The sequence below is a fragment of the Nonomuraea sp. NPDC051191 genome, from assembly GCF_044455665.1.
Lineage (GTDB): Bacteria > Actinomycetota > Actinomycetes > Streptosporangiales > Streptosporangiaceae > Nonomuraea.
In genome coordinates this window covers 38054-60828 of sequence record NZ_JBITEZ010000017.1, presented here as the reverse complement: position 1 = coordinate 60828, position 22775 = coordinate 38054, and the positions used below count along the sequence as shown (strand labels likewise).

20 protein-coding genes are annotated in these 22775 nt (G+C 71.1%); 11 read left to right on the top strand and 9 right to left on the bottom strand.

Translation table 11 applies throughout. The features are described 5' to 3' along the window. Window positions 1-14 precede the first annotated feature (14 nt). Both ACIA8R_RS40825 and ACIA8R_RS40820 read right to left on the bottom strand, forming a co-directional pair. Window positions 15-1613 (bottom strand): hypothetical protein, encoded by a 1599-nt coding sequence (locus tag ACIA8R_RS40825; protein WP_397042896.1) that lies wholly within the window; start codon window positions 1611-1613, stop codon window positions 15-17. Next, the gene (locus ACIA8R_RS40820) at window positions 1610-2866 is read right to left on the bottom strand and encodes a glucarate dehydratase family protein (protein WP_397042894.1); all 1257 of its coding nucleotides are present in this window, start codon (window positions 2864-2866) and stop codon (window positions 1610-1612) included. Before ACIA8R_RS40820 ends, ACIA8R_RS40825 begins: the two co-directional genes overlap by 4 nt. A 108-nt stretch (window positions 2867-2974) precedes the next feature. Between ACIA8R_RS40820 and ACIA8R_RS40815 the strand changes: the two genes are divergently transcribed. Beyond that, window positions 2975-4447, top strand: a complete 1473-nt coding sequence (locus tag ACIA8R_RS40815; protein WP_397042892.1) for an aldehyde dehydrogenase (NADP(+)) — start codon at window positions 2975-2977, stop codon at window positions 4445-4447. A gap of 268 nt (window positions 4448-4715) precedes the next feature. On the opposite strand, the gene ACIA8R_RS40810 is transcribed toward ACIA8R_RS40815, so the two are convergent. From ACIA8R_RS40810 to ACIA8R_RS40790, 5 genes are all read right to left on the bottom strand, one after another. Further along, window positions 4716-5624, bottom strand: coding sequence for a 5-dehydro-4-deoxyglucarate dehydratase (locus ACIA8R_RS40810; protein WP_397042890.1), 909 nt, complete (start codon window positions 5622-5624; stop codon window positions 4716-4718). A gap of 24 nt (window positions 5625-5648) precedes the next feature. Beyond that, on the bottom strand, window positions 5649-6410 hold the full coding sequence (locus ACIA8R_RS40805; RefSeq protein WP_357694321.1) for an IclR family transcriptional regulator: 762 nt from the start codon (window positions 6408-6410) through the stop codon (window positions 5649-5651). Window positions 6411-6476: 66 nt separating this feature from the next. Next, window positions 6477-7337 (bottom strand): carbohydrate ABC transporter permease, encoded by an 861-nt coding sequence (locus ACIA8R_RS40800; protein WP_357694319.1) that lies wholly within the window; start codon window positions 7335-7337, stop codon window positions 6477-6479. Next, window positions 7334-8266: a carbohydrate ABC transporter permease gene (locus ACIA8R_RS40795; RefSeq protein ID WP_397042887.1), complete on the bottom strand. Its 933-nt coding sequence runs from the start codon at window positions 8264-8266 to the stop codon at window positions 7334-7336. Before ACIA8R_RS40795 ends, ACIA8R_RS40800 begins: the two co-directional genes overlap by 4 nt. Then, window positions 8263-9570 carry an extracellular solute-binding protein gene (locus ACIA8R_RS40790; RefSeq protein ID WP_397042885.1) on the bottom strand — a complete coding sequence of 436 codons (1308 nt, stop codon included), beginning with the start codon at window positions 9568-9570 and terminating at the stop codon, window positions 8263-8265. Before ACIA8R_RS40790 ends, ACIA8R_RS40795 begins: the two co-directional genes overlap by 4 nt. 135 nt (window positions 9571-9705) lie before the next feature. Here ACIA8R_RS40790 and ACIA8R_RS40785 point away from each other — a divergent pair, with 135 nt between their 5' ends. The 3 genes from ACIA8R_RS40785 to ACIA8R_RS40775 all read left to right on the top strand — a co-directional run bounded on the left by ACIA8R_RS40785 (window position 9706) and on the right by ACIA8R_RS40775 (window position 12478). Next, the gene (locus tag ACIA8R_RS40785; protein WP_357694313.1) at window positions 9706-10500 is read left to right on the top strand and encodes an NAD(P)-dependent oxidoreductase; all 795 of its coding nucleotides are present in this window, start codon (window positions 9706-9708) and stop codon (window positions 10498-10500) included. Between the two features lie 83 nt (window positions 10501-10583). Continuing rightward, entirely contained in the window at window positions 10584-11546 is a 963-nt protein-coding gene (locus ACIA8R_RS40780; protein WP_397042882.1) for a LacI family DNA-binding transcriptional regulator, read from the top strand. After that, a complete protein-coding gene (locus ACIA8R_RS40775; protein ID WP_357694309.1) occupies window positions 11543-12478 on the top strand; it encodes an aldose epimerase family protein in 936 nt (311 codons plus the stop codon). The genes ACIA8R_RS40780 and ACIA8R_RS40775 overlap by 4 nt, the downstream gene beginning before the upstream one ends. Here the strand turns inward: ACIA8R_RS40775 and ACIA8R_RS40770 are convergent. Together ACIA8R_RS40770 and ACIA8R_RS40765 are read right to left on the bottom strand one after the other, a co-directional pair. After that, complete coding sequence (locus ACIA8R_RS40770; protein ID WP_397042880.1) at window positions 12468-14978, bottom strand: SpoIIE family protein phosphatase; 2511 nt, start codon at window positions 14976-14978, stop codon at window positions 12468-12470. The genes ACIA8R_RS40775 and ACIA8R_RS40770 overlap by 11 nt on opposite strands. A 237-nt stretch (window positions 14979-15215) precedes the next feature. Beyond that, window positions 15216-15401, bottom strand: coding sequence for a hypothetical protein (locus ACIA8R_RS40765; protein WP_397042879.1), 186 nt, complete (start codon window positions 15399-15401; stop codon window positions 15216-15218). 87 nt (window positions 15402-15488) lie between these two features. Between ACIA8R_RS40765 and ACIA8R_RS40760 the strand changes: the two genes are divergently transcribed. The 7 genes from ACIA8R_RS40760 to ACIA8R_RS40730 all read left to right on the top strand — a co-directional run bounded on the left by ACIA8R_RS40760 (window position 15489) and on the right by ACIA8R_RS40730 (window position 22656). Next, window positions 15489-16205 carry a GntR family transcriptional regulator gene (locus tag ACIA8R_RS40760; protein WP_397042877.1) on the top strand — a complete coding sequence of 239 codons (717 nt, stop codon included), beginning with the start codon at window positions 15489-15491 and terminating at the stop codon, window positions 16203-16205. Window positions 16206-16394: 189 nt separating this feature from the next. Next, the gene (locus ACIA8R_RS40755) at window positions 16395-16697 is read left to right on the top strand and encodes a hypothetical protein (RefSeq protein WP_397042875.1); all 303 of its coding nucleotides are present in this window, start codon (window positions 16395-16397) and stop codon (window positions 16695-16697) included. Between the two features lie 69 nt (window positions 16698-16766). Next, window positions 16767-19277: a DNA translocase FtsK gene (locus ACIA8R_RS40750; RefSeq protein ID WP_397042873.1), complete on the top strand. Its 2511-nt coding sequence runs from the start codon at window positions 16767-16769 to the stop codon at window positions 19275-19277. Window positions 19278-19354: 77 nt separating this feature from the next. Further along, window positions 19355-20119, top strand: a complete 765-nt coding sequence (locus ACIA8R_RS40745) for a helix-turn-helix domain-containing protein (protein WP_364094211.1) — start codon at window positions 19355-19357, stop codon at window positions 20117-20119. A 58-nt stretch (window positions 20120-20177) separates the two neighbouring features. Then, window positions 20178-21587 (top strand): 30S ribosomal protein S12 methylthiotransferase RimO, encoded by a 1410-nt coding sequence (rimO, locus tag ACIA8R_RS40740; RefSeq protein WP_357694298.1) that lies wholly within the window; start codon window positions 20178-20180, stop codon window positions 21585-21587. Continuing rightward, on the top strand, window positions 21584-22156 hold the full coding sequence (pgsA, locus tag ACIA8R_RS40735) for a CDP-diacylglycerol--glycerol-3-phosphate 3-phosphatidyltransferase (protein WP_357694296.1): 573 nt from the start codon (window positions 21584-21586) through the stop codon (window positions 22154-22156). The genes rimO and pgsA overlap by 4 nt, the downstream gene beginning before the upstream one ends. Before the next feature lie 8 nt (window positions 22157-22164). Next, on the top strand, window positions 22165-22656 hold the full coding sequence (locus tag ACIA8R_RS40730; RefSeq protein ID WP_397042870.1) for a CinA family protein: 492 nt from the start codon (window positions 22165-22167) through the stop codon (window positions 22654-22656). The last annotated feature ends 119 nt before the right edge of the window (window positions 22657-22775 follow it).

The following is a 22775-nucleotide window of genomic DNA, read 5'->3' as shown; positions in this document are numbered from 1 at the left end:
TCGTTGGGGCGAGGCTATTGGAGGAGGCGGAGAGCGGTCGCGATGGTGGAGAGGCGGTGCCGGGAGGCCAGACCTGCGTGGTACAGGTGGAATTCTGAGGCGCCGGCCTTGGCGTACGTCTTCAGTTGGCCGGCCAGCGTGGCTGCGTCGGCGGGGCGGGGTGGGAGGGCCAGGACGTAGGCGCCTACTCGTTGGCCAGGGGTGCGCAGGTTCGCCAGAGCTGTGAGGCGGGCGGCGTCGGTGGTGGTGTCGCCCCAGCAGTTGCCCACGAGGACGTCCAGGTCTGGGTCGCCGGAGGGGAGGGCGGCGAAGGCGCCGGTGGCCCATGGGTTCGGGTTGGCGTGCAGGGTGATGGGGATGTTGGGGGCTGTTCGGCGGGCGGCCGAGATGAGGCGGCGGCGGAGGGATGCTGACAGGCTCACGCGGGTTGCACGTATCTCGTTCGCCAAGGGGCCGAGGGCGAGCTCCATCGGGTCTGTGTGGTGGCGGAGGGTGGCATGGCCGCCGGTGTTGTCGGGGGCTGTGAGGGTTCGGAGTGCGGCGCCGGGGTCGGGGTCGGGGTCGGGGTCGGGCGAAGCGTTACCGGCAGGGCCTGCGGTCGGGGCTCCTGGCGCTGCTGTGCCTGTGGCTGGGATGCCTGCGGTTGGGGCTCCTGAGGTCAGGGCGCCTGCGGACGATGTTCCAAGGGTCCGTGTTCCTGAGGTCGGGCCTTCCGACGGCGGGCCTTCCGACGGCGGGCCTTCCGACGGCGGGCCTTCCGACGGCGGGCCTTCCGACGGCGGGCCCTCCGACTCCGGGCCCTCCGACTTCGGGCCGTCTGACGCCGGGTCCCCTGAGGTCGCGTCCACTGAGGTCGGCGAGCTTGGAGTGGATGTGCTTGAGGGGGCGGTGGGGGCGTCTGTGGGGGTGGTGGTTGCGGCGGTGGTGCCGCTGGCTGAGGTGGCGAGGGGGTCGGGGGTGGGTTGGGGGCGGTCGATGGTGGTGCGGACTCTTGCGGCGGTTCCTGGTGGGTACTGCGGTGCGCAGGCGGTGCAGAAGCACAGGGAGAGGAGGTCGGCGTCGGTGGGGGTCCAGTCGGCGCCGGAGGTCTTCTCGTGCACGCTCTGGTGCCCGAAGCCCATCGGGCCGCATGCCTCCAGGATCAGGCCGTCCGGTTCGGCCAGGGTGAGGATTTCCGTGACGAGGGTCTCGCAGTACGCCAGGACGTCCTCGTGGGCGGGGCAGAGGGCATACGGGTACGGGTCGCCGAAGGCGTTGCGCACGGTCAGGTCAGGGAAGCGGGTTCCCAGGTAGGAGTTGTGGGTGAGGACGGTCCAGGCGTGGACCTTCAGGCCGGCCTTCCGCAGGGCCGTCTGGGCCTGGAGGTAGGCGTCCGGCGGGGTCCAGGTGGGGGCGGCGGGGACCAGGCGGGACCAGGCGCGCGGGCGGATCGGCAGGTAGAACGCAGGATGGGGGACGTCCAGTACGCGGTGTTCGGGGTGGTACGGGGTGGCTGCGCGGGTGGAGTGGTAGCTGGCGGCCAGGGCGATCACGTCCACGCCCAGGTCGGCCAGGCGGGCGGGGGCCGACGGGTCGCCGACGATGTCCCAGGGGTAGACGTAGGCGACGTTCACCAGCGGGGTCTCTTCGCGGAGAAGGCGGGTTCGTGGCGCTGCATGTACGTCGTGTCGTCGCGGGCCCGGATGCCGCAGGTCTCGTACTGCTCGTTCATGACCGCCAGCGCGTCGCGGTCCAGTTCGACGCCCAGTCCGGGACCGGCGGGCACCGGTACGGCGCCGTCGGTGAAGCGCAGGCTGCCGGGACGCACGACGTCCTGGCCGTCCTGCCAGGGGGTGTGGGTGTCGCAGGCGAAGGTGAGGTTCGGGGTGGCGGCGGCCAGATGGGTCATCGCGGCCAGGCTGATGCCGAGGTGGGAGTTGGAGTGCATGGACAGGTCCAGGCCGAAGGTGCCGCAGAGGGTGGCGATGTGTGCGGATCGTACGAGACCGCCCCAGTAGTGATGGTCCAGGAGGAGCACGCCGATCGCGCGGGCGGAGATGGCGGGGGGCAGGTGTTCGGGGGTGACGACGCACATGTTCGTGGCGAGCGGCATCGGGACGGCCGCGGCCACCTCGGCCATGCCCGCGATGCCCGGCGTGGGGTCCTCCAGGTACTGGAGGGCGCCGTCGAGCTCGCGGCCGACGCGGATGGAGGTCTCGACACTCCAGGCGGCGTTGGGGTCCAGGCGGAGGGGGATGCCGGGGAACGCCTCGTGCAGGGCGCGGATGCCGGCGACCTCCTGGTCGGGTGGGAGGACGCCGCCCTTCAGCTTGATCGAGGAGAAACCGTACTCCTTGATCAGGAGGGCGGCCTGTGCCACCAGGCTCGCCTCGTCGAGGGCCGGACCGAAGCGGTCGGGGTCCGCGCCGGGGTGGCCCGCCCACTTGTAGAAGAGGTACGCGCTGTAGGGCACGGCGTCGCGGACGCGGCCGCCGAGCAGGTCCACGACGGGTACGCCGGCCGCTTTGCCGCGGATGTCCAGGCAGGCCACCTCGAAGGGGGAGAAGACCCGGTCGACGCTCTTCTCCTTGGTGGCGACGCCGGTCAGGCCGTGCAGGTCGGTGACGACGTCGCCGACGGTGGCGGCGATGCGGGCGTACATTTCGTTGGTGGCGTGGACGTCGAGCCCGAGCAGGACCTGCGCGCACTCGCGGACCTTGGTGAGGTGACCGAGGTCGCCGTAGGTCTCGCCGAGGCCGGAGATGCCCTCGTCCGTGATGATCTCGACGATGGTGCGGAGGGCCCACGGCTCGTGGACTCCGGCGGTGTTCAGGAGGGGCGGGTCCCGGAAGGCGACGGGGGTGACGTGGATCTGCCGGATAATCAATTCAGAAACCGCCGTCCATATATGTGAACAATTGCCAGATTTGTGGACAGGTTGCCGCAACTGTAAGAATCGGGCCGAGACAGTGTCAAGACTCCGAAGGGCCACTCGATGATCTACGGATACGACCCCAGGACCGGTGAGACCGTGGGCAGCGCACTGCCCGAGACCGACAGCGCCGGGGTCGATCTGATCGTCTCCGCGGCGGTGGCGGCCGGTGCCGCGTGGCGCGCGACCCCGGCGGACGAGCGGGCGGAGGCGCTGGAGGCCGTCGCCGACGCGCTCACCGCACACGTGGACGAACTGTGGCAACTCGCCGATCAGGAGACCGCGCTCGGAGAGGGGCGGCTGCGCGGCGAGGTCGCGCGTGCGGCCGGCCAGTTCCGGCTGTTCGCCCAGGTCGTCAGGGACGGCGGCTACCTGGAGGCCGTCATCGACCACGCCGACCCGGCGCTCACGCCGCCGCGCCCGGACGTGCGGCGGATGAACCATCCGCTGACCGGGGTCGTCGCGGTGTTCGCGGCGAGCAACTTCCCGTTCGCGTTCTCGGTGGCCGGTGGGGACACCGCCTCGGCGCTGGCGGCGGGATGTGCCGTGGTGGTCAAGGCGCATCCGGGGCATCCGAACACGTCCGAGCGGGTGGCGAAGATCGTACGGAATGCCCTGCCTTATCCGGACCTGCTTGGGCTGGTGCAGGGGATGCAGGCGGGCGCCGACCTGGTACGGCACCCTCGGGTGGTCGCGGCCGGGTTCACCGGGTCGGTGGCGGGCGGCAAGGCGATCCAGAAGCTGATCGACGAGCGGGAGACGCCCATCCCCTTCTACGGGGAGCTGGGCAGCGTCAATCCCGTGGTGGTGCTGCCGTCGGCGAAGGTGGGGGAGGTGGCGAGCGGGTTCGCGGCGTCGCTGACGTTGGGGGTCGGGCAGTTCTGTACGAACCCGGGCCTCGTGTTCGTCCCCGAGGACGACGAGTTGCGCAAGGCGCTGGTCGCGGCGGTCGAGGCGACCGGCGGAGGGCCCATGCTGGCCGAGCGCATCCGGGACGGGTACGTGGGCGGGCTCGGACGGCTCGGCGAACTGCCGCTGCTGGCGGAGGGGAAGCCGGGGGAGGGGGCCTGGGCGGTGGCGCCCAAGGTGTTCGCGACCGATCTGGAGTCGTTCGGGGAGAGGTTGCCGGGGATCGCGGAGGAGTGTTTCGGGCCGGCGGCTGTTGTGGTGACTTATCGGGAGATTTCGGAGCTGCGGAGGGTGCTGGAGCGACTGGAAGGGTCGCTCACGGCGACGGTCCATGGCGGTGATCCGGACGAGGCCGAGGAGATCGTCGAGGTGCTCGGGCGGAAGGCGGGGCGGCTGATCTGGAACGGATGGCCGACCGGGGTGGCCGTCTGCTGGGCGATGCACCACGGTGGGCCTTGGCCTGCTTCGACGTCGGCGTACACGTCGGTGGGGGCGACGGCGATCGGGCGGTGGGTGGCGCCGGTCGCGTACCAGGACTGGCCGGAGGGGCTGCTGCCGGACGAGCTCAAGGACGCCAACCCCCTCGGGATCCCCCGCCGGGTGGACGGCCGCCTGCAGGCGGGCTGACGGACGCGCCCAAGAACGCCAACCCGCTCGGGGCTCCCCGCTGGGCGGACGGGCCCGCCTGCGGACGCGCCTGATGCGCTCTTGAGGGCGGCGAGCATGCCGGGGCTCAGGCGCGTGGGGGAGGGGCGGGCGCGCAGGAGGTGGAGACCTTAGTCAGGGGTCTTGAGTGGGTTCGGGAGAGAAGCGGGGCGTAAGGGGAGGGGGCGGGGCAGGAGGTAGGTCTATGGCCGGTGAGGGAGGGGCCGGGGAGAGAGAGCCTTGGGGTTGGTCAGGTGGCGGCGATTTGCAGGCCCTGCGCTGTGATGCGCTCCAAGGCGGCCAGGTGTTCGGGGGACGGGTCCAGCAGGGGCGGGCGGACGCCGCCCACGTCCAGCCCCCGCGTCCGTACGCCCGCCTTGACCAGCGACACCGCATACCCCGGCACCAGATCACGCAGCTCCACCAGCGGCAGGTAGAAACCGGTGAGCAGCCGCCGCACGAGCACCTCGTCCCCAGCCGTCACCGCCTTGTGGAAGGCCAGCGCGATCTCGGGCGCGAAGGCGAACACGGCGCTGGAGTACAGGCTCACCCCGAGCCCGCGGTAGGCGGGCACGGTCAGCTCGGCGGTGGGGAGGCCGTTGAAGAACGTGAACTCCCCGCCGGGCGCGGCCGCCCGCACGGTCAGGATGATGCGCTGGAGCAGGTCGAGGTCGCCCAGCCCGTCCTTGAAGCCGATGACGTTCGGCAGGGCGGCGAGCTCGGCCACGGCGGCGGGGGAGAAGCGGGCGTTCGCCCGCTGGTAGATGATGACCGGCAGGTCGGTGGCGGCCGCCACCTCGCGCACGTACCGCACGAGACCGGATGGTGGGGCGCTGACCAGGTACGGAGGCAGCAGCAGCAACCCGTCGGCCCCGCTGTCGGCGGCGGCCCGCGCGACGGCCCTGGCGGTGGGCAGCGGCCCGCCCGCGCCCCCGAAGACGGGCGCCCGCCCCCGCGCCGCGGCCACCGACGTGGTCATGACCTTGGTGTAGTCGGCCAGGTCGAGGGCGTTGAACTCACCGGTTCCGCACGCGGCGAACACTCCTCCCGCCCCGGCCGCGACCCCGGCGGAGACGTGCTCGGCCAGCACCTGCTCCGAGACGGCCCCGTCGCCGTCGAAGGGGGTCACGGGAAAGAAGAGAACACCGTCCAGCCGCATCGGCAGTCCTTCCAATGAGGGGGTCTAGCGGATGCCTTCCCTGCGCAGAGTGGCAGCCAGCTTGCGGGTGTGCTTGATCACCGCTTCGGTGATCCGCTCGATCTCGGCGGGCGGGAGCGCGACCGGCATCGAGCAGCTGATCGCGTCGGTGGCCGGGATGCGGTAGTCGACCGCCACGGCCACGCAGGCCACGCCGGGGGTGCCCTGTTCGCGTTCGAGGGCCCAGCCGCGGGTGCGCACCTGGTCGAGCTCTCCGGTCAGCTTGGTCAGGTCGGTGATGGTGTGCTCGGTCAGCGCCTTCAGCGGGTCGGGCAGCAGGGCCACGACCTCGTCGTCGGTGAGCTGGGCGAGCAGCACCTGGCCGAGCGCGGTCACGTGGGCGGGCAGCCGCCGGCCCACCCTGGGGATCACGTGGCCCGCCTCGCGGGACTCGCGGGTGGCCAGGTAGAGGACGTGGGCCTCGTCTCGGCGGGCGAAGTGCACGGTCTGGCCGATCTCGTCCCGCAGGTCCTCCAGGGTCTGCTGGGCGAAGCGCAGCGCCGGGTCCTTGTCGAGGTAGGCGGTGCCGGTCAGCAGGGCGTGCGGCCCGATGCCGAACGCCGACCTGGTCGTGTCGGTCTCCACCCAGTTGAGCTCGACCAGGGTGCGCATGAGGGCGTGCAGGCTGCTGCGTGGGAAGCCGGTGCGCCGCTGGAGCTCCGAGAGCGTCATGTGGTCGGAGGACTCTGCCAGGGTCTCCAGGATGCGTACGGTCCGCTCGGCGGACTTGACCAGCTGTGGCTCCATACTCGTCCCATCTCGGCGGCGGCTTCAGGGTGTCAGGATATGGGATCCCGTCCAGATACATGGACATCAACCCTTGATCGCCCCACTGGTCAGACCTCGCATGAACTGCCGCTGGAAGGCCAGGAACGCGATGATCGACGGCAGCAGCGCCAGCAGTGAGGCCGCGAGCAGCACGCCGAGGCCGACCTCCTCGTCCGAGCGGAGCGAGCGCAGGGCGATGGGCAGGGTCCAGGTGCTGGAGTCCGTCGAGACGATCAGGGGCAGCAGGTACTGGTCCCAGATCATGGTGAAGCCGAAGACGCCGATCACGCCGAGGGCCGGACGGCACAGCGGCACGATGATCGTCGCGAAGATGCGCAACTCGCCCGCGCCGTCGATGCGGGCCGCCTCCTCCAGCTCGACCGGCACCTCCTTCATGAACTCGGTCATCACCAGGATCGAGAAGCCCCAGGCGCCGACGGGCAGGATCATCCCGGCGTACGTGCCGATCAGGTTCAGGTGCAGGACGGGCAGGTCGGCGAGGACCAGCGACAGCGGGATCGCGATGATCTCCTCGGGCAACATCATCGTGGCCAGCATGAGCAGCATCACGACCGTCATGCCGCGGAACTTCTTGCGCGCCAGCGAGTACGCCGCGAACACGCTCACCAGCAGTTGCAGCAGCAGCCCGAACCCCACGACGACGAAGGAGTTGAACAGGTACAGATAGACGTTCTTCTCCCCGGCCTGGACGAAGTTCTCCAACGTCAGGTCGTCGGGCCACAACGAGAAGGACGTCGGGTCGAGCGTCCTGCTGAACGCGCTGACCAGCAGCCCCACCAGCGGCCCGGTGAAGACCAGGACCATCGCGGAGTAGAGCGCGACCTTGCCCGCGGTGGCCAGCGGCCCCCTGCGCGCCTCCAGGCCCAGGGCGCTGTCGAACCTCATGTCGCCTGCCTCCTGCGCAGTGCCTGCACGACCAGGGTCAGCGCCAGCGTGGCCAGGAACAGCACGATCCCGCCCGCCGAGGCGACCCCCAGCTCGTTCTTCTGGAAGCCGAGCTTGTAGATCAGCGTCATCAGCACCTCCGACGAGCCGTTGGGGCCGCCGTTGGTCAGGACGTACACCTCGACGAACACCCGCAGCCCGCGGATGGCGGCCAGTGTGAACAGGATCCAGAACACCGGACGCAACGCCGGCAGCGTGATGTGCCGCAGCCGGTGCCGGGTGGAGGCGCCGTCGACGGCGGCGGCCTCGTACAGGCTGCGGTCCACGCCGACCAGCCCGGCCAGGAAGATCATCATGTCGTACGGCGTCCCGCGCCAGACGCTCATCAGCATGATCGACCAGAGCGAGGAGTCCTCGCTGCCCAGCCACGGCTGAGGGCCGATGCCGACCCACCCGATGACGACGTTGAGCATGCCGGTGTCGCCCGGATGGAACATGATCCGCCACACCTCGGCCACCGCCGCCATCGTGGTGACGACCGGGAGGAAGGCCGCGGTCCTGACGAACCACAGATGGCGGGCGGGCCCCTCGACGAGCAACGCGAGCACGAGCCCGAGCAGGAGCGAGCCGAGCGTGGTGCCGAGCGCCAGCACGAGGCTGTGCCAGCTGGCCGCGACGAACGCGTCGTCGGCGATGATCGTGCGGTAGTTGTCGAGGCCGACCCATTCGTCCGAGACGTACTGGACCTTGTTGAAGCTCTTCCACAGGCCCAGGACCATCGGGATGAACTTGAAGTACAGGAACAGCAGCAGGGCGGGCGCGAGGAACAGCCAGGCGACCAGCGTCCCGCGCCGCCGCACCGGCCTGGCGCGGCGGCGCTGGACGGCCGCCGTGGCTGTGGCCGCCGCCCGGGTGACAGCCGGGGTCATGACGCCTTCTGGCTCTGCAGTTCCTGATTGAGCTTGGTGGTCAGCTCGCCCATCCTGGCCTTGACGTCGGCGCCGCAGTCGGCCCACACGGCATTGATGACGTCGGCCGAGCCCTGCCGGATGGGCGCCCAGTTGGGCACCGGCGGCGCGTAGACGGCATGTTCGTAGGACTCCTGGAACACCTTCCAGCGCGGGTCCTGCCGCTCGGCGGCCAGATCGACGCCCTTGTTCACCGGCAGGCGGACGATGGCGCCGTTGGCGTCCTTGTTCATGCCGATCCGCTGGCCGTCGGGAGAGATCGCGAACTCGGCGAACCTCTTCTGGGCGTCCTCCATGCCGGAGCCGGCCATGAGGTAGACGTTCTCGCCCTCGCCGAGGGTCCCGGGGCCGCCGGACGGGCCCTTGGGCACCGGCAGCACCTCGATCCTGTCGGTGCCGACGCTCTTGACGAACCGGGCCAGCACGTACGGGCCGACCAGGTAGATGCCGCCCTGTCCCTTCTCGAACACCTCGTGCGTGACGGTGGTGTCGTTGCTGACCGCGCCCGGGTTGACCGTCTTGCTCCGGCAGAACTGGTCCTGGAGGTACTGGACGGCCTCGACGGTCCTGGGGTCGTCCGTCATCGCGGTGAACCTGCCGGGGCCGGTGGGCTTCACGAAGTCGCCGCCGTTGGCGTAGATGAGGGAGGAGGCGTACCAGGAGGCGTAGCCGCGTTTGGTGCCGGCCGGGATCACGAAGCCCGCGGTGTCCTTCTGGCCGTTGCCGTCGGGGTCCTTCTCGGTGAACGCCCGCGCCAGCTCGGCCAGGTCGGCCCAGGTCCGCGGGGGTTGCATGCCGACCTTCTCCCGCCAGTCCTTGCGGACGATGAGCGCGAAGGCCTGGGCGGAGAAGGGCGCGCCGTAGAACTTGCCGTCGGAGCCGGTGGCCGCCTTCCAGGCCAGGTCGGAGAGCTGGTCGCCGCCGGCCAGCTTGCCCTTGTCGATCTCCCGCAGCCAGCCCTGAGAATGCATGTTGCCGAGTTGCGCGGTGTCGTTGATGACGATGTCGGGGAGCGCCTTCTGCGAGGCCTGCTGGTTCAGTTTCGTCTCGAAGTCGTCGAAGAGCGCGACGACTTTGGTCTTGACCCCGCTGGCCTTGGTGAAGGCCCCGGCGAGTTTCACCGCCGTCTTCGCGGCATCGGAGTCGGGCGGTTGCCTGATCCAGATCTCCAGCGTGTCGTCCTTGCTCGATCCCCCGGAACCGCAGCCCGTCAGCGTGGCGGCCAGGGCCGCGGCGAGCGCGAGTCCCAGCAAACGGCGTGACATCAGACCGCCTCCCGTTCACATACATGGACACATGTCGTGTGTCTGAACTGGTTCCTGTGACGGTAACTATGGCGAGACAACGCGGTCAATATTCGAGTATGTGAATTTGAATCAGAATTGTGTACAACGGTTGGCATGCGCATTCTGATGACCGGCGCGGCGGGAAAAGTCGGCACGCTGCTCCGTCCCCGGCTCGCCCGTCCAGGTCGTACGCTGCGGCTCTCCGACCTCCACCCGGTCGAGCCGGGTCCGGACGAGGAATGGGCGGGCGCCGACCTCGCCGACCCCGCGGCCATGGCCGCGGCCATGAAGGGCGTGGACGCCGTCCTGCACCTGGGCGGCCAGAGCCGCGAACACCCCTGGGACGACATCGTGCACGCCAACGTCAACGGCACCCAGGTCCTCATGGAGGCCGCCAGGAACGAGGGCGTCCGGCATCTGGTGCTCATGGGCAGCCACCACGCGGCCGGCTTCCACACCAGGCCGCGGGACGGGTCCGTCCTGCCCGACTACGCCTTCCCGCGCCCGGACACCTTCTACGGCGTCAGCAAGGTCGTCATGGAGGCCCTGGGCAGCCTGTACCACGACCGGTTCGGCATGAACGTGACCGTGATCCGGCTGGGCACCTGCAACGAGGGCTCGGCCGACACCCGCGGGCTGGCCACCTGGATCTCGCCCGACGACCTCGCCCGGCTGGTCGAGGCCGCGCTCACGGCGCCCGGCTACCACGTCGTCTGGGGCGTCTCCGACAACGCCCGCCGGTGGTGGTCGCTGGCCGAGGCCCGCCGCATCGGCTACGCCTCCCGTGACAACTCCGAGCCGCAGGCCGCCGCGCTCGTCGCGGAACAGGGCGAGCCCGACCTGTCGGACCCTGTGCACGACCGCGCCGGCGGAGTGTTCACGCTGAAGGAACTCGGCGGCTCCTGGTAAGCAAACGGTTGCAGAAACCTTGACGGCTAGACTGCCGAAGGTCAAGGCTTGGCTCTGGCAACCGTTTGCAAGGAGGACGGGCGATGACGGTGACGATCAAAGACGTCGCACGCGCCTGCGGCGTGCACGTGTCGACCGTCTCGCGCACCTTCTCGGCGCCGCGCCTGGTCAATCCTGCCACGCGGAACCGGGTGCTGGCCGCCGCCGACGACCTCGGCTACCGGCCCAACAGGGCGGCCAGGGCGCTGACGACCGGGCGCACGTTCAACCTCGGCCTCATCGTGGCCGACATCGCCAACCCCTTCTTCCCGCCGCTGATCAAGGCCGCGCAGGCGCAGGCGCGAGGGCGCGACTACCACGTCTTCGTGGCCGACACCGACGAGGATCCGCGGGTCGAGGAGGAGCTGATCCGCACGTTCGCCAAGCAGGTCGACGGCGTGCTGCTGTGCAGCCCCCGGCTGTCCAACCGGATGATCGAGCGCCTGGCCGAGGACGTGCCGTCCGTGCTGGTCAACCGGCGGATCAAGGGCATGCCCGCGGTGCTGATGGACGTCGGCAGGGGCGCCAGGCTCGCGCTGGAGCACTTGGCCGGGCTCGGCCACCGCAGGATCGCCCTGCTGTCCGGCCCGCCCGGCTCGTGGACCAGCAACGAGATGCAGGCCGCCGCGGCCGAGATGCCCGGCCTCGACCTGCTCTTCTTCGGCCCCAACCAGCCCACCGAGTCGGGCGGCCTGGCGGTGGCGCCCGACGTGGCCGCCTGCGGGGCGACCGGCGTGCTGGCCTACAACGACCTCGTCGCGCTCGGCCTCATCGAGGGGCTGACGGCGATGGACGTCGACGTGCCGGGCCGGATCAGTGTGATCGGGTTCGACGACATCCTGCCCGGGCGGCTCGGCCGGCCCAAGCTCACCACGGTGGCGATGCCCGCCGCTGCGGCCGGGCGGATGGCGGTCGACCTGCTGCTGCAGTCAGAGGGCGAGGGCGCGGTGATCAACCTGGACACCGACCTCATCGTCCGCGAGTCCACGGGAAGGGCCAACACATGATCTTCGGAACGCTGCCGTCCGGCGAGAGCGTCGAGCGCGTGGAGCTGTCGTCCGGACGGTTGCGCGCCGAGGTGCTCACCTACGGCGCCGTCCTGCGCTCGCTGGAGGTCTCCGGCCTCGATGTCGTGCTCGGCCTGGACACGCTGGAGGACTACCTGACCCGCAGCCGCTACTTCGGCGCCGTGGTCGGCCGCTACGGCAACCGCGTGGCCGGCGGCCGTTTCACCCTCGACGGCCGCGAGCACCGCCTGCCGGTCAACAACGGCCCCAACAGCCTGCACGGCGGCACCCGGGGCTTCGACGCCCAGGTCTGGACGATCACCGCCCGCACCCCCTCCTCGGTCACCCTCGAACTGACCAGCCCCGACGGCGACCAGGGCTACCCCGGCACGCTCACCGCCTCGGTCACCTACACCCTTGAGCACGACGCGATCCGCCTCGACTACGCCGCCGAGACCGACGCGCCGACCGTGCTCAACCTCACCAACCACTCCTACTTCAACCTGACCGGCGGCGGCGACGTGCTCGGTCACGTCGTCCGCATGGACGCCGGCCACTACCTCCCCGTGGACGACGGCAAGATCCCCACGGGCGAGCTCGCGCCGGTCAAGGGCACCCCCTTCGACTTCACCGAGCCGCACGCGGTGGGCGAGCGGATGGACGGCGGCTACGACCACTGCTACGTGCTCGACGGCGACATCGAGGTCAGCGCGGGCGGCCTGACCATGCGGGTGACCACCACCGAGCCCGCCGTGCAGTTCTACGCGGGCGGCATGCTCGACGGGGTCGCCACGCCGTACGGGCCCTTCGCCGGGTTGTGCCTGGAGACCCAGCACTTCCCCGACTCGCCGAACCAGCCGCACTTCCCCTCCACCGTGCTGCGGCCCGGCGAGCGCCACACCTCCTCGACCACCTACCGGTTCACGGCCTGACCCCGCGTAGCTCCGTCGCGGCCTTGATGACCAGCAGCGCCACGTCGTCGTGCGAGGGCTCCTGGGCGAACGTCTCGACCGCCTGCCGGACGCGTTCGGCCACCGCGTGGGCGCTCAGCCCCCGGCAGGTGGACAGCAGCGCCGACAGGCCGTCGTCGTCGTCGAGCAGCCGGTCGCCGTCGCGCCGCTCGGTCACGCCGTCGGTGACGCACAGCAGCACCTCCTCCGGCGCCAGCTCGAACGTCTCGACGTAGAACCTGGCGCCGGCCTCGACGCCGAGCAGCAGTTGCGGCGCGGCCACCGTGTCCACGACGCCGTCGGCGCGCAGCAGCAGGGGCGGCGGGTGCCCGGCCGACGCGATCGTGCACAGCGCGCCGCCCTGGGGGAGCGGGGTCAGCTCGCCGCACAGCAGGCTCAGGAAGCGGCCGTCGTCGCCCTCCTCCAGCAGGGCCTGGTTGAGCCGGTCGAAGATGTCGGCCACCGTGTAGTGCTCCTTGGCCAGCAGCCGTACGGCGTGCCGGGCCAGGCCGGTCACCGCGGCCGCCTCGGGGCCGCTGCCGCACACGTCGCCGAGGGCGAAGCACCAGTGGTCGGAGACCGTGAACAGGTCGTAGAAGTCGCCGCCCACGTCGGCGCCCTCCTCGGCCGGCTCGTAGACGACCGCCGACTCCAGGCCCGGCATGGGGGCCACGCGCATGGGCAGCAGGCTGCGCTGCAGCACCCGCGAGGTGGTCGCCTGCCGGGTGTACAGCATGGCGGTGTGCAGGTTGAGCGCGACCAGCCGGCACAGGTCGGCCAGCAGGTCGGCCAGCTCCAGCGGCAGGGTCGGCTCGGCGCGGCCGATCACCAGCGCGCCGTGCGACCTGCCCTGCGTGAGCAGCGGGAACGACAGCACCGTCTCGGCGCCGACCGGCCAGCTCACCTCGTTGAGCGCGGTGCGCGGGATCGCCGGCAGCGACCTGCGCAGGTTGGCGTTGTAGCGCTCCTCGCTGTGCCAGACGTGGGCGAGCCTGGTCATGCCCGCCAGATCGGTCAGGTAGACCGCCGCCCACGTCGCGATCTTGGGCACGACGAGCTGCGCGGTCAGCGCGGCGATCAGCTCCTCGTCGTGCACCCCGGCCAGCAGCTCGCCGGCCTCGGCCAGGAACGACAGCCGGCCGCGATGGGCGCGCTCGCGCTCGGCCAGCCGCTCGCGTTGCACCGGCACGGCCACCTGGTCGGCGATGTGCTGGAGGCTGACCGTGAGCTCCTGGTCGAACCGTCCCTGCTGGGCCGCGGTCACCACGATGTAGCCGGTCACCTCGCCGCCCACGTTCATCGGCGCGCACGCCAGCGACCTGGCCCGCAGCTGCTGGGCCAGCTCGACGTCGCCGGCCAGCAGGTCGTCGATCATCGACGGCGTCCTGCCGTCGGGGCCGAACACGCCTGCGGCCAGCACGCCCACCAGCCCCGCCGTCGCGCCCGCGCCCGCCGCCACGCCGAACCGGTCGCCGCAGTCGGCGGCCAGCAGCACGTACGCCGCGTCGCCGCCGCTGCTCGTCTGGACGATCCGGGCGATGGTGTCCAGCAACTCCGCGAACGGCATGTCCCGGTCGAGCAGGTCCTTGATGCGCCGTCCGGCCTCCCTGCGCGGCGGCGCCGACGGCGGCGTCAGCACGTAGCGGTGGTCGCCGGCCACCATCATCCAGACCGACCGCCGGTCCTCCGGACCGCCGCGGCTGCGTACGTGGGAGACGTAGACGGGCATCAGCCGGCCGTCACGGTGGCGCATGCGCGCCTCGCCCCGCCAGCGGCCCAGGGACAGCGTCGCGCCCAGCGACATCGCGTACGGGCCGTGGCCGCGCCAGGCCACCAGGTCGGCCAGCGGCCTGCCGACGGCCTGCTCGGACGTCCAGCCCAGCAGGTGCTCGGCCTCGGAGTTCCACGACAGCACGGTCCCGTCGCCGTCGGCGAGCAGCACCCCGACGTGCAGCGCCTCGATGGGCGCGGCCACGGTGGCGGGCGCCAGGCCCGGCGTGCCGACCATGACCTCCTGGTGGTCGGGCCCGTCGGTCAGCTCCAGGCGCACCCACACCCGCTTGGCGGTCCGGGTGTAGGTGACGCCCCAGGCGTCGGCCAGCATGGCGGCCAGCGCGAGCCCACGCCCGGCCGCGGGTCCGGAGGGAGGTCCGGGGAAGGGGCCGGTGGCGGGCCCGGACGTGCGCACGGCGTCGGTGGACGGGCTCCCGGGCGCCGGGACCGTCCTGGCGGGCCGGTGGTCGTCGACCTCGATCTCCAGCCTGGCCGGGCTCGCCGCCGCGTCGAGACGGCAGGTCAGCTCGATGCCGGTGCCCGCGTGCAGCACGGCGTTGGCGACGAGCTCGCCCGCCAGCAGCACCGCGTCCTCCGCCAGGTGGCTGAGGCGCCACTCGGTGAGCACCTGGCGGATGAAGCGGCGCGCGTGCGCCGGGGCGTGGGGAGTGCCGTCGAAGGCTGTGCTCGACACTCTGGTCGTGTCCACTGTGCGTCCTAGAACATCACTCGTTGTGGCAGTTCGGTCACAGTCAGAGTGTCAGATGGGTGCCGTTGATACCTCCGGTTGTGAAGAAGGTGCTCCCGGCTGACGCACGTCCCGGAGCAGGCCGACCAGCGGCGCGAGCGCGGGCGCGACCGCCGACGGCACCCGCTGGATCCACAGCAGGCGGAAGGCGCGCGCCCGCGGGCAGCACCAGCAGCGCCGAGGCCAGGCCGCCCAGGCTCACCGGCCGCCGCTCGGCCGGACCGAGCCGGCGGTCGGACAGCACCACCCAGAGCACGTGAGCCGCAGGTCGGCGACGAGCCGGGCGTCCTCGGGGGTGAGGGTGTGCGGTTGCGCCGAGCGGTAGAGCACGTCCGGGCGCAGGGACGTCTCGATGGCGACGTCCCGGACGTTCAGGAGGGGCATGAGTCATATATATGAGTGGGCGGTCTGCGGGAAGACCGCCCGCATGTGGCCGAAGGGTGAACCCTGCGGCACCTCTAAGGTGTTCACGTGCCACGACAAGCCCGCTACCGGGAGATCGCCCGACTCCTCGGCAGGTCCATCGAGTCGGGCGAGCTGGCGCCGGGCGAGCGCCTGCCGACCGAGGACGCGCTCGCCGAGCGCTACGGCGTCCACCGGCTGACCGCCCGCCAGGCGATGGTGGAGCTGCGCAAGGCCGGCCTGGTCGAGACCCGGCAGGGGCTCGGGAGCTTCGTCAGGCGGGCGCCGCGCCGCATCGAGGTCTCCATCGACCCCGAGACGCGCCGCCACCGCCCGTCGGACATCGCGGGCCTGGCGAGCATGGCGGGCGTGTTCGGCGGCGGTGAGCGGGTCGTGGAGCGCGCCGAGGCGGCCCATCCGGCGGCGGCCGGCCACCTGCGGCTGCCCGGCGGCGTCGTGCACGAGATCACCACCCTGCTCGGGACGGCCGAGCGGCCCTGCGTGCTCAGCCGCTACCGCCTGGCCCCCGAGCTGGCCGGGCTGCGCCTCGACGCCAAGGCGGGCGTGCTCGTCTCCCTGGAGGCCGCCGGCCACCCCTACCGCTACGCCTGGCACGCCATCTCGGCCGAGCCCGCCGACCTGCACGACCAGAGCATGCTGGAGATGCAGGCGGGCGAGGCGGTGCTGGTGCGGGAGGGGCTGCTCACGCACGACGGGCGGCCCCTGTGCCATGTCGAGCGGCGCTGCCGCGGCGACATGATCTCGTTCGTCACCCGATATGACTGAGCAGCACCTCGGTGTCCAGCTCGTAGACCGGCGGCGCGGCCGACAGCGGCACGAGTGTGGCCGGCGCCCCTGAGGGGCCGAGGTCCACGCGGGTGAACGCCTGGAGCGGCTGCGGCCAGCACGAGTCGCACGTCCGACCCCGCCGGCACGCGGGCCGGCCGTTCGGGCTCGCGCAGGCCGATGCCGTCCATGAGGGGCAGCACGCTGGGGATCGGCGGGTGGTGCGGCACCAGCACGGTGCCGTCGGGGGCGGGCGTGGCGAGCGTGTCCGCCGGCCAGGCCCGTCCGGAAGGCGGCGCGCTCGTCGTGGTTGCCCATCGCGGTCACGACGACCGCGCCGAGCGCCCGCGCGGCCTCCCCGACCGCGTCCTCCAGCAGCCGTGCAGCGGCCCCTCGGGCACGACATGGACGTCGGTGAGATGGATCAGCGTGTACGTCATGACCGAACGATGCGCGGCGCCACTGAACGTGATCAGTCATCTATATGAATAGAACAGGACATTTCGGGCGCACGGCGCGTCTCCGCGCGTGCGGCGGCGTCTCCGACGTACCTTTGGCATCATGGCCACCCGTACGCCGAAAAGCGCATCGAAGGGGCCGGCGAAGCGGTCGACCTCGCCTCGATCGACCCCCGCGAAGCGGCCGGCCACGGCGGCGGGGCGACCGAGGGCGAAGGCCGCGAGCTCCGGCCGCAAGTCCTCCGTGACCCATCCCGACCCGATCAGCTGGGTCTTCACGATGGTCGGCAAGCTGATCGTCGGGCTGTGGATGCTGCTCGCCAACGGCATCGGCAGCACCGCCCGCGCGCTCGGCAAGAACGCCCGCGAGCTCGACCCCGCCCACCGGCGCGACGGCGTGGGCCTGTCGGTGCTGGCCGGCGCGATCGTGCTGGCCGCGATGACCTGGCGCAACCCCGAGGGCGCCGTCTCGGGCGTCGTGAACACCGTCGTGCACGCCGTGTTCGGCTCGCTGGCCTGGGCGCTGCCGCTGCTGCTCGGCCTGCTGGCCTGGCGCTACCTGCGCCACCCCGACCAGAACGCCGACACCGGCCGCATGGTCATCGGGTGGAGCGCGCTCATGGTCGGCGTGCTCGGCGTCATCCACGTCGCCAACGACACCCCCTACCCCGCGGGTCAGGGTCAGGGCATGGACAAGGTGTCGGCCGCCGGGGGCATGATCGGGTTCATCGTGTCGGCGCCGCCGATGAGCATCCTGCCGTCCTGGATCACGATCCCGCTGCTGCTGCTCCTGTCGGGGTTCGGCGTGCTGGTGATCACCGCCACGCCCGTCCACCGCATCCCCGAGCGGCTGTCGGAGCTGCGGCACATGCTGTTCGAGCGGCACGCCGAGCCGCTCGCGTCCCGGGAGCCGGCCAAGCGCAGGCCGCGGACGAAGAAGGCGGAGACCGAGGTCGCCGAGACGGTCAAGCCGTACGACACGCCGGTCCTCGCCGAGAAGGACAAGCTGGCCGACCATTCGCCGGAGATCGTGCCGGGGCTCGTCGACGGGCCCGCGGACGAGGAACAGTCCGTGCCGGAGCGCAGGCCGGAGCCGCCGGAGCCGACGCCCGCGCCGCGCAAGGTCGAGCAGCTCGTGCTGTCGCCGCAGGCGGGGCCGTACAGCCTGCCCGACCTGCAGTTCCTCAAGCCCGGCACCGCGCCCAAGCCGCAGACCAAGGCCAACACGACCGTGGTCAACGCGCTGACCAGCGTGCTGGAGCAGTTCACCATCGACGCCCAGGTGATCGGCTTCACCCGCGGTCCGACGGTCACCCGCTACGAGATCGAGCTGGGCCCCGCGGTCAAGGTGGAGAAGGTCACCGCCCTCACCAAGAACATCGCCTACGCCGTCAAGTCGGCCGACGTCCGGATCCTGTCCCCGATCCCCGGCAAGTCGGCGATCGGGGTCGAGATCCCGAACGCCGACAAGGACCTGGTGGCGCTCGGCGACGTGCTGCGCTCCCAGGTGGCCCAGGCCGACCACCACCCGATGATCGTGGGCCTGGGCAAGGACGTCGAGGGCCGTACGATCGTGGCGAACCTCGCCAAGATGCCCCACCTGCTCATCGCCGGTGCGACCGGCGCGGGCAAGTCGGTCTGCGTCAACGGCCTCATCACCAGCATCCTCATGCGCTCGACCCCCGACGAGGTGCGCATGGTGCTGGTCGACCCCAAGCGCGTCGAGCTCAGCGTCTACGAGGGCATCCCCCACCTCATCACGCCCATCATCACCAACCCGAAGAAGGCCGCTGAGGCCCTGGAATGGGTCGTGGGCGAGATGGACCGCCGCTACGACGACCTGGCCGCCAGCGGGTTCCGGCACGTCGACGAGTTCAACAAGGCCGTGCGCGCGGGCAAGCTCGTGCCGCCGCCGGGCAGCGAGCGGGTCTACCAGCCGTACCCGTACCTGCTGGTCATCGTGGACGAGCTGGCCGACCTCATGATGGTGGCCCCGCGCGACGTCGAGGACTCGATCGTGCGCATCACGCAGCTCGCCCGCGCGGCCGGCATCCACCTGGTCATCGCCACCCAGCGGCCCTCGGTCGACGTCGTCACCGGCCTGATCAAGGCCAACGTGCCGTCCAGGCTGGCCTTCGCGGTGTCGTCGCTGACCGACTCGCGGGTCATCCTCGACCAGCCCGGCGCCGACAAACTGGTCGGCCAGGGTGACGCGCTGTTCCTGCCGATGGGCGCGAGCAAGCCCATCCGGATCCAGAACGCGTACGTCTCGGAGAAGGAGATCGCCGAGATCGTCACGCACTGCAAGGAGCAGATGCAGGTCGAATACCGCGACGACGTGGCCGCCGCGCCGGTCAAGCGGGAGATCGACGAGGAGATCGGCGACGACCTCGACCTGCTGATCCAGGCCGCCGAGCTGATCGTGACCACCCAGTTCGGCTCGACCTCGATGTTGCAGCGCAAGCTGCGCGTCGGCTTCGCCAAGGCCGGACGGCTGATGGACCTGCTGGAGAGCCGCAACGTGGTCGGCCCCAGCGAGGGCTCCAAGGCCCGAGAAGTCCTGGTGAAACCGGACGATCTGCCTGGCCTGCTGGCCGACCTGCGTGGCGAATGACCCCAATGCACGGGTCCACGGCGATAACTGATTGAATATGAACCACTACGCACTGTCGTGGTGGGGAGGCGTTCGCTGTGCAGGAACAGAGCATCGGGGCCATGCTGGCAGCGGCCAGGCAGGCGGCGGGATTGACGGTCGCGCAGGTCAGCGCGGCCACGCGCATCAGAGAAACGATCATCAACCGCATCGAGCAGGAAGACTACGACCAGTGCGGGGGCGCCTTCTACGCCCGCGGCCACGTCAAGGCCATCGCCAAGGTCGTCGGCCTCGATCCGGAGGCCACCGTCCATTTGTTCGACCAGCAACACGGCGGGGCGCCGCAGCCCGTGCGCGCGGCCGCCGTGTTCCAGGCCGACCGCACGCTCGCCCTGCGCGAGCGCCGGGGGCCCAACTGGACGATGGCGCTCGGCGTGGCGCTGGCCGTCGTGGTGGTGTTCGGCACGGTACGGGTGCTGGGGGGTGCGAGCGACCAGGTGCGCACCGCCGACGTGCACGCCATCACGCCCAGGCCGAGCGTGCCGCCGAACACGCCCATCACCGAAGGGCCCCGCGCGGCGGCGGCCAAGGCCAAACCGGGCAAGAACATGGTGACCTTGAAGATCAAGGCCAGGCGTACGTCGTACGTGAACGTGCGCGACGGTCAGGGCCGCATGCTCTTCGCCGGGATGTTGCAGGAAGGCGACAGCTCGACCTGGCAGGCCGCGGACAGGCTGAGCCTGCTCCTCGCCGACGCCGGAGCGGTGTCCTTGCAGGTCAACGGCAAGAAGGTGGACAAACTCGGTGGCCGGGGGGAGATGGTGAGCCGCTCGTTCGGCCTCGCCACGTCGCCTCCGCGGTAGTCCGGCGGGGAGGCCGTGCATCAGGTGGTGGCCAACTCCCGATACCGTAGTGTTCACCATGTCATCCCGCCGAACCGCATCGCTGATCACTCTGGGCTGCGCGCGCAACGAGGTCGACTCCGAGGAGCTGGCCGCGCGACTTGAGGCTGCCGGCTGGCAGCTGGGCGACGACGACCCCGACGTCGTCGTCGTCAACACGTGTGGCTTCATTGACTCGGCCAAGAAAGACTCCATCGACACGCTGCTCGCCGCCGCCGACACCGGGGTCAAGGTGGTGGCCGCGGGCTGCATGGCCGAGCGCTACGGCAACGAGCTGGCCGAGGCCCTGCCCGAGGCGAGCGCCGTCATCTCCTTCGACGACTACACCGAGATCGGCGGCCGGCTCGACGACGTGCTGGCCGGGCGACCGCTCAAGCCGCACACGCCGCGCGACCGCCGCACGCTGCTGCCCATCTCGCCGGTCGAGCGCGGGAGCGCGCCCAAGACCGGCATCCCGGGCCACGGCGAGCTGCCCGACGGGCTCGCGCCCGCCAGCGGCCCGCGCGTGCTGCGCAAGCGCCTCGACGAGAGCCCGGTCGCCTCGCTCAAGCTGGCCTCCGGCTGCGACCGGCGCTGCACGTTCTGCGCCATCCCGGCCTTCCGCGGCGCCTACGTCTCGCGCAACCCCGACGAGCTGCTCGCCGAGGCCGACTGGCTGGCGCACCGGGGCGTGCGCGAGCTCGTCCTGGTCTCCGAGAACTCCACCTCCTACGGCAAGGACCTGGGCGACCTGCGGGCGCTGGAGAAGCTGCTGCCGCAGCTCGCCGCCGTCCCGGGCATCGACCGGGTGCGGGTCAGCTACCTGCAGCCCGCCGAGCTGCGGCCGGGCCTGATCGACGTCATCACCACCACCGAGGGCGTGGCCGACTACTTCGACCTGTCCTTCCAGCACGCGAGTGGGAGCGTCCTGCGCCGGATGCGCCGCTTCGGCGACCCCGAGCGGTTCCTGGGCCTCCTGGAGAGCGTGCGCAAGGGCGCTCCCGAGGCGGGCGTGCGCTCCAACTTCATCGTCGGCTTCCCCGGCGAGACCGAGGAGGAGTTCGGCGAGCTGGTCGGCTTCCTGGAGAAGGCCAGGCTCGACGTGATCGGCGTGTTCGGCTACTCCGACGAAGACGGCACCGAGGCGGCCAACCTGCCCGGCAAGCTCGACCAGGAGGTCATCGACGAGCGCGTTCGCGTGCTCACCGAGCTGGCGGAGGAGCTGACCGCCCAGCGCGCGGAGGAGCGCATCGGCACGGAGGTCGACGTGCTCATCGACGACGACCTGGGCGACGGCGGCTACGAGGGCCGGGCCGCCCACCAGGGCCCGGAGGTCGACGGCTCGGTGACGGTCCAGGGCATCGGCCTGGTCAAGGGGCAGATCGTGCGCGCGGTCGTGGTCGACGCCGAGGGGGTTGACCTGATCGCGCGCATCAAGGCCAGTCCATGACCAGGGACGAGCGCCGCGTGGTAAGCCCGTGGAACATCGCCAACGTCCTCACGGTCCTCCGGTTGGTGCTCGTCCCCTTCTTCGTCGCATGCCTGTTCCTGCCCGGCACCGGCTGGCGGCTGGCCGCGCTGGGGGTGTTCGGGATCGCCTCGATCACCGACCATCTCGACGGCGAGCTGGCCCGGCGCTACGGGCTGATCACCGATTTCGGCAAGATCGCCGACCCGATCGCCGACAAGGCGCTCACCGGGGCGGCGCTGGTGTGCCTGTCGATCCTCGACGAGCTGCCGTGGTGGGTCACGCTCGTGATCCTGGGCCGCGAGCTGGGCATCACCCTGCTCCGGCTGGTCCTGCTGCGGCACGCGGTCATCCCGGCCAGCTACGGCGGCAAGGTCAAGACCGTGCTGCAGATCGCCGCCATCGTGCTCTACATCCTGCCCGGGGTGCCGGAGCCGCTGCGGTGGGTGGTGATGGGCGCGGCGCTGGTCGTGACGGTCGTGACGGGCGGCGACTATCTCGTACGGGCGGTAAAGCTGCGCCAGGTGGCCAGACGGGCGCGTGGGGAGTGATCTGAGCGATGGCGGACGTGGCCGAGGTTCTGGCCCTGCTGGTGCGGCAGGAGGCCACCGTGGCGGTGGCAGAGTCGCTGACGGGCGGGCTCATCGGGGCCGCGTTCACCTCGGTCCCGGGGGCGTCCAAGGCGTTCAGGGGCGGGGTGATCTCCTACGCCACCGATCTCAAGCACGACCTGCTGGGCGTGCCGGACGAGCTGCTTCGGCGCGAGGGGGCCGTGCATCCCGAGGTGGCCGCGGCCATGGCCAGGGGGGTCGCCCGGGTGTGCGGGGCCGGCTACGGGCTGGCCGTGACGGGCGTGGCCGGCCCCGAACCGCAGGACGGACAGCCCGTGGGGCGGGTGTACGCCGCCGTCCACGGTCCCGGCGGGGAGAACTCGGTGCGGGAGTTGACCTTCGAGGGGTCGCGTGAACGTATCAGGGTAAGGACGGTGCACGAGGCAGTCGATCTCCTCGCAGGTGTGCTGAAGGCTAACAAAGGGGAACATTCCGGATGATTACCGTGTTACGTCCCGAGCGAACATGCGAAGCACGGTCTGACGCGGTGTCGGTGGATACGGGTACGGTGGAGCTGTGAGTGAGGTCCGTGAGCCAACTGCAAGCACCGAGCGCCCGG

Bases quoted from the DNA above. Each gene is read 5' to 3' on its own strand.
- ACIA8R_RS40815 (WP_397042892.1), top strand. From the start codon at position 2,975: ATGATCTACGGATACGACCCCAGGACCGGTGAGACCGTGGGCAGCGCA.
- ACIA8R_RS40810 (WP_397042890.1), bottom strand. From the start codon at position 5,624: ATGCGGCTGGACGGTGTTCTCTTCTTTCCCGTGACCCCCTTCGACGGC.
- ACIA8R_RS40805 (WP_357694321.1), bottom strand. From the start codon at position 6,410: ATGGAGCCACAGCTGGTCAAGTCCGCCGAGCGGACCGTACGCATCCTG.
- ACIA8R_RS40800 (WP_357694319.1), bottom strand. From the start codon at position 7,337: ATGAGGTTCGACAGCGCCCTGGGCCTGGAGGCGCGCAGGGGGCCGCTG.
- ACIA8R_RS40795 (WP_397042887.1), bottom strand. From the start codon at position 8,266: ATGACCCCGGCTGTCACCCGGGCGGCGGCCACAGCCACGGCGGCCGTC.
- ACIA8R_RS40790 (WP_397042885.1), bottom strand. From the start codon at position 9,570: ATGTCACGCCGTTTGCTGGGACTCGCGCTCGCCGCGGCCCTGGCCGCC.
- ACIA8R_RS40785 (WP_357694313.1), top strand. From the start codon at position 9,706: ATGCGCATTCTGATGACCGGCGCGGCGGGAAAAGTCGGCACGCTGCTC.
- ACIA8R_RS40780 (WP_397042882.1), top strand. From the start codon at position 10,584: ATGACGGTGACGATCAAAGACGTCGCACGCGCCTGCGGCGTGCACGTG.
- ACIA8R_RS40775 (WP_357694309.1), top strand. From the start codon at position 11,543: ATGATCTTCGGAACGCTGCCGTCCGGCGAGAGCGTCGAGCGCGTGGAG.
- ACIA8R_RS40765 (WP_397042879.1), bottom strand. From the start codon at position 15,401: ATGCCCCTCCTGAACGTCCGGGACGTCGCCATCGAGACGTCCCTGCGC.
- ACIA8R_RS40755 (WP_397042875.1), top strand. From the start codon at position 16,395: ATGAGGGGCAGCACGCTGGGGATCGGCGGGTGGTGCGGCACCAGCACG.
- ACIA8R_RS40750 (WP_397042873.1), top strand. From the start codon at position 16,767: ATGGCCACCCGTACGCCGAAAAGCGCATCGAAGGGGCCGGCGAAGCGG.
- rimO (WP_357694298.1), top strand. From the start codon at position 20,178: ATGTCATCCCGCCGAACCGCATCGCTGATCACTCTGGGCTGCGCGCGC.
- pgsA (WP_357694296.1), top strand. From the start codon at position 21,584: ATGACCAGGGACGAGCGCCGCGTGGTAAGCCCGTGGAACATCGCCAAC.
- ACIA8R_RS40730 (WP_397042870.1), top strand. From the start codon at position 22,165: ATGGCGGACGTGGCCGAGGTTCTGGCCCTGCTGGTGCGGCAGGAGGCC.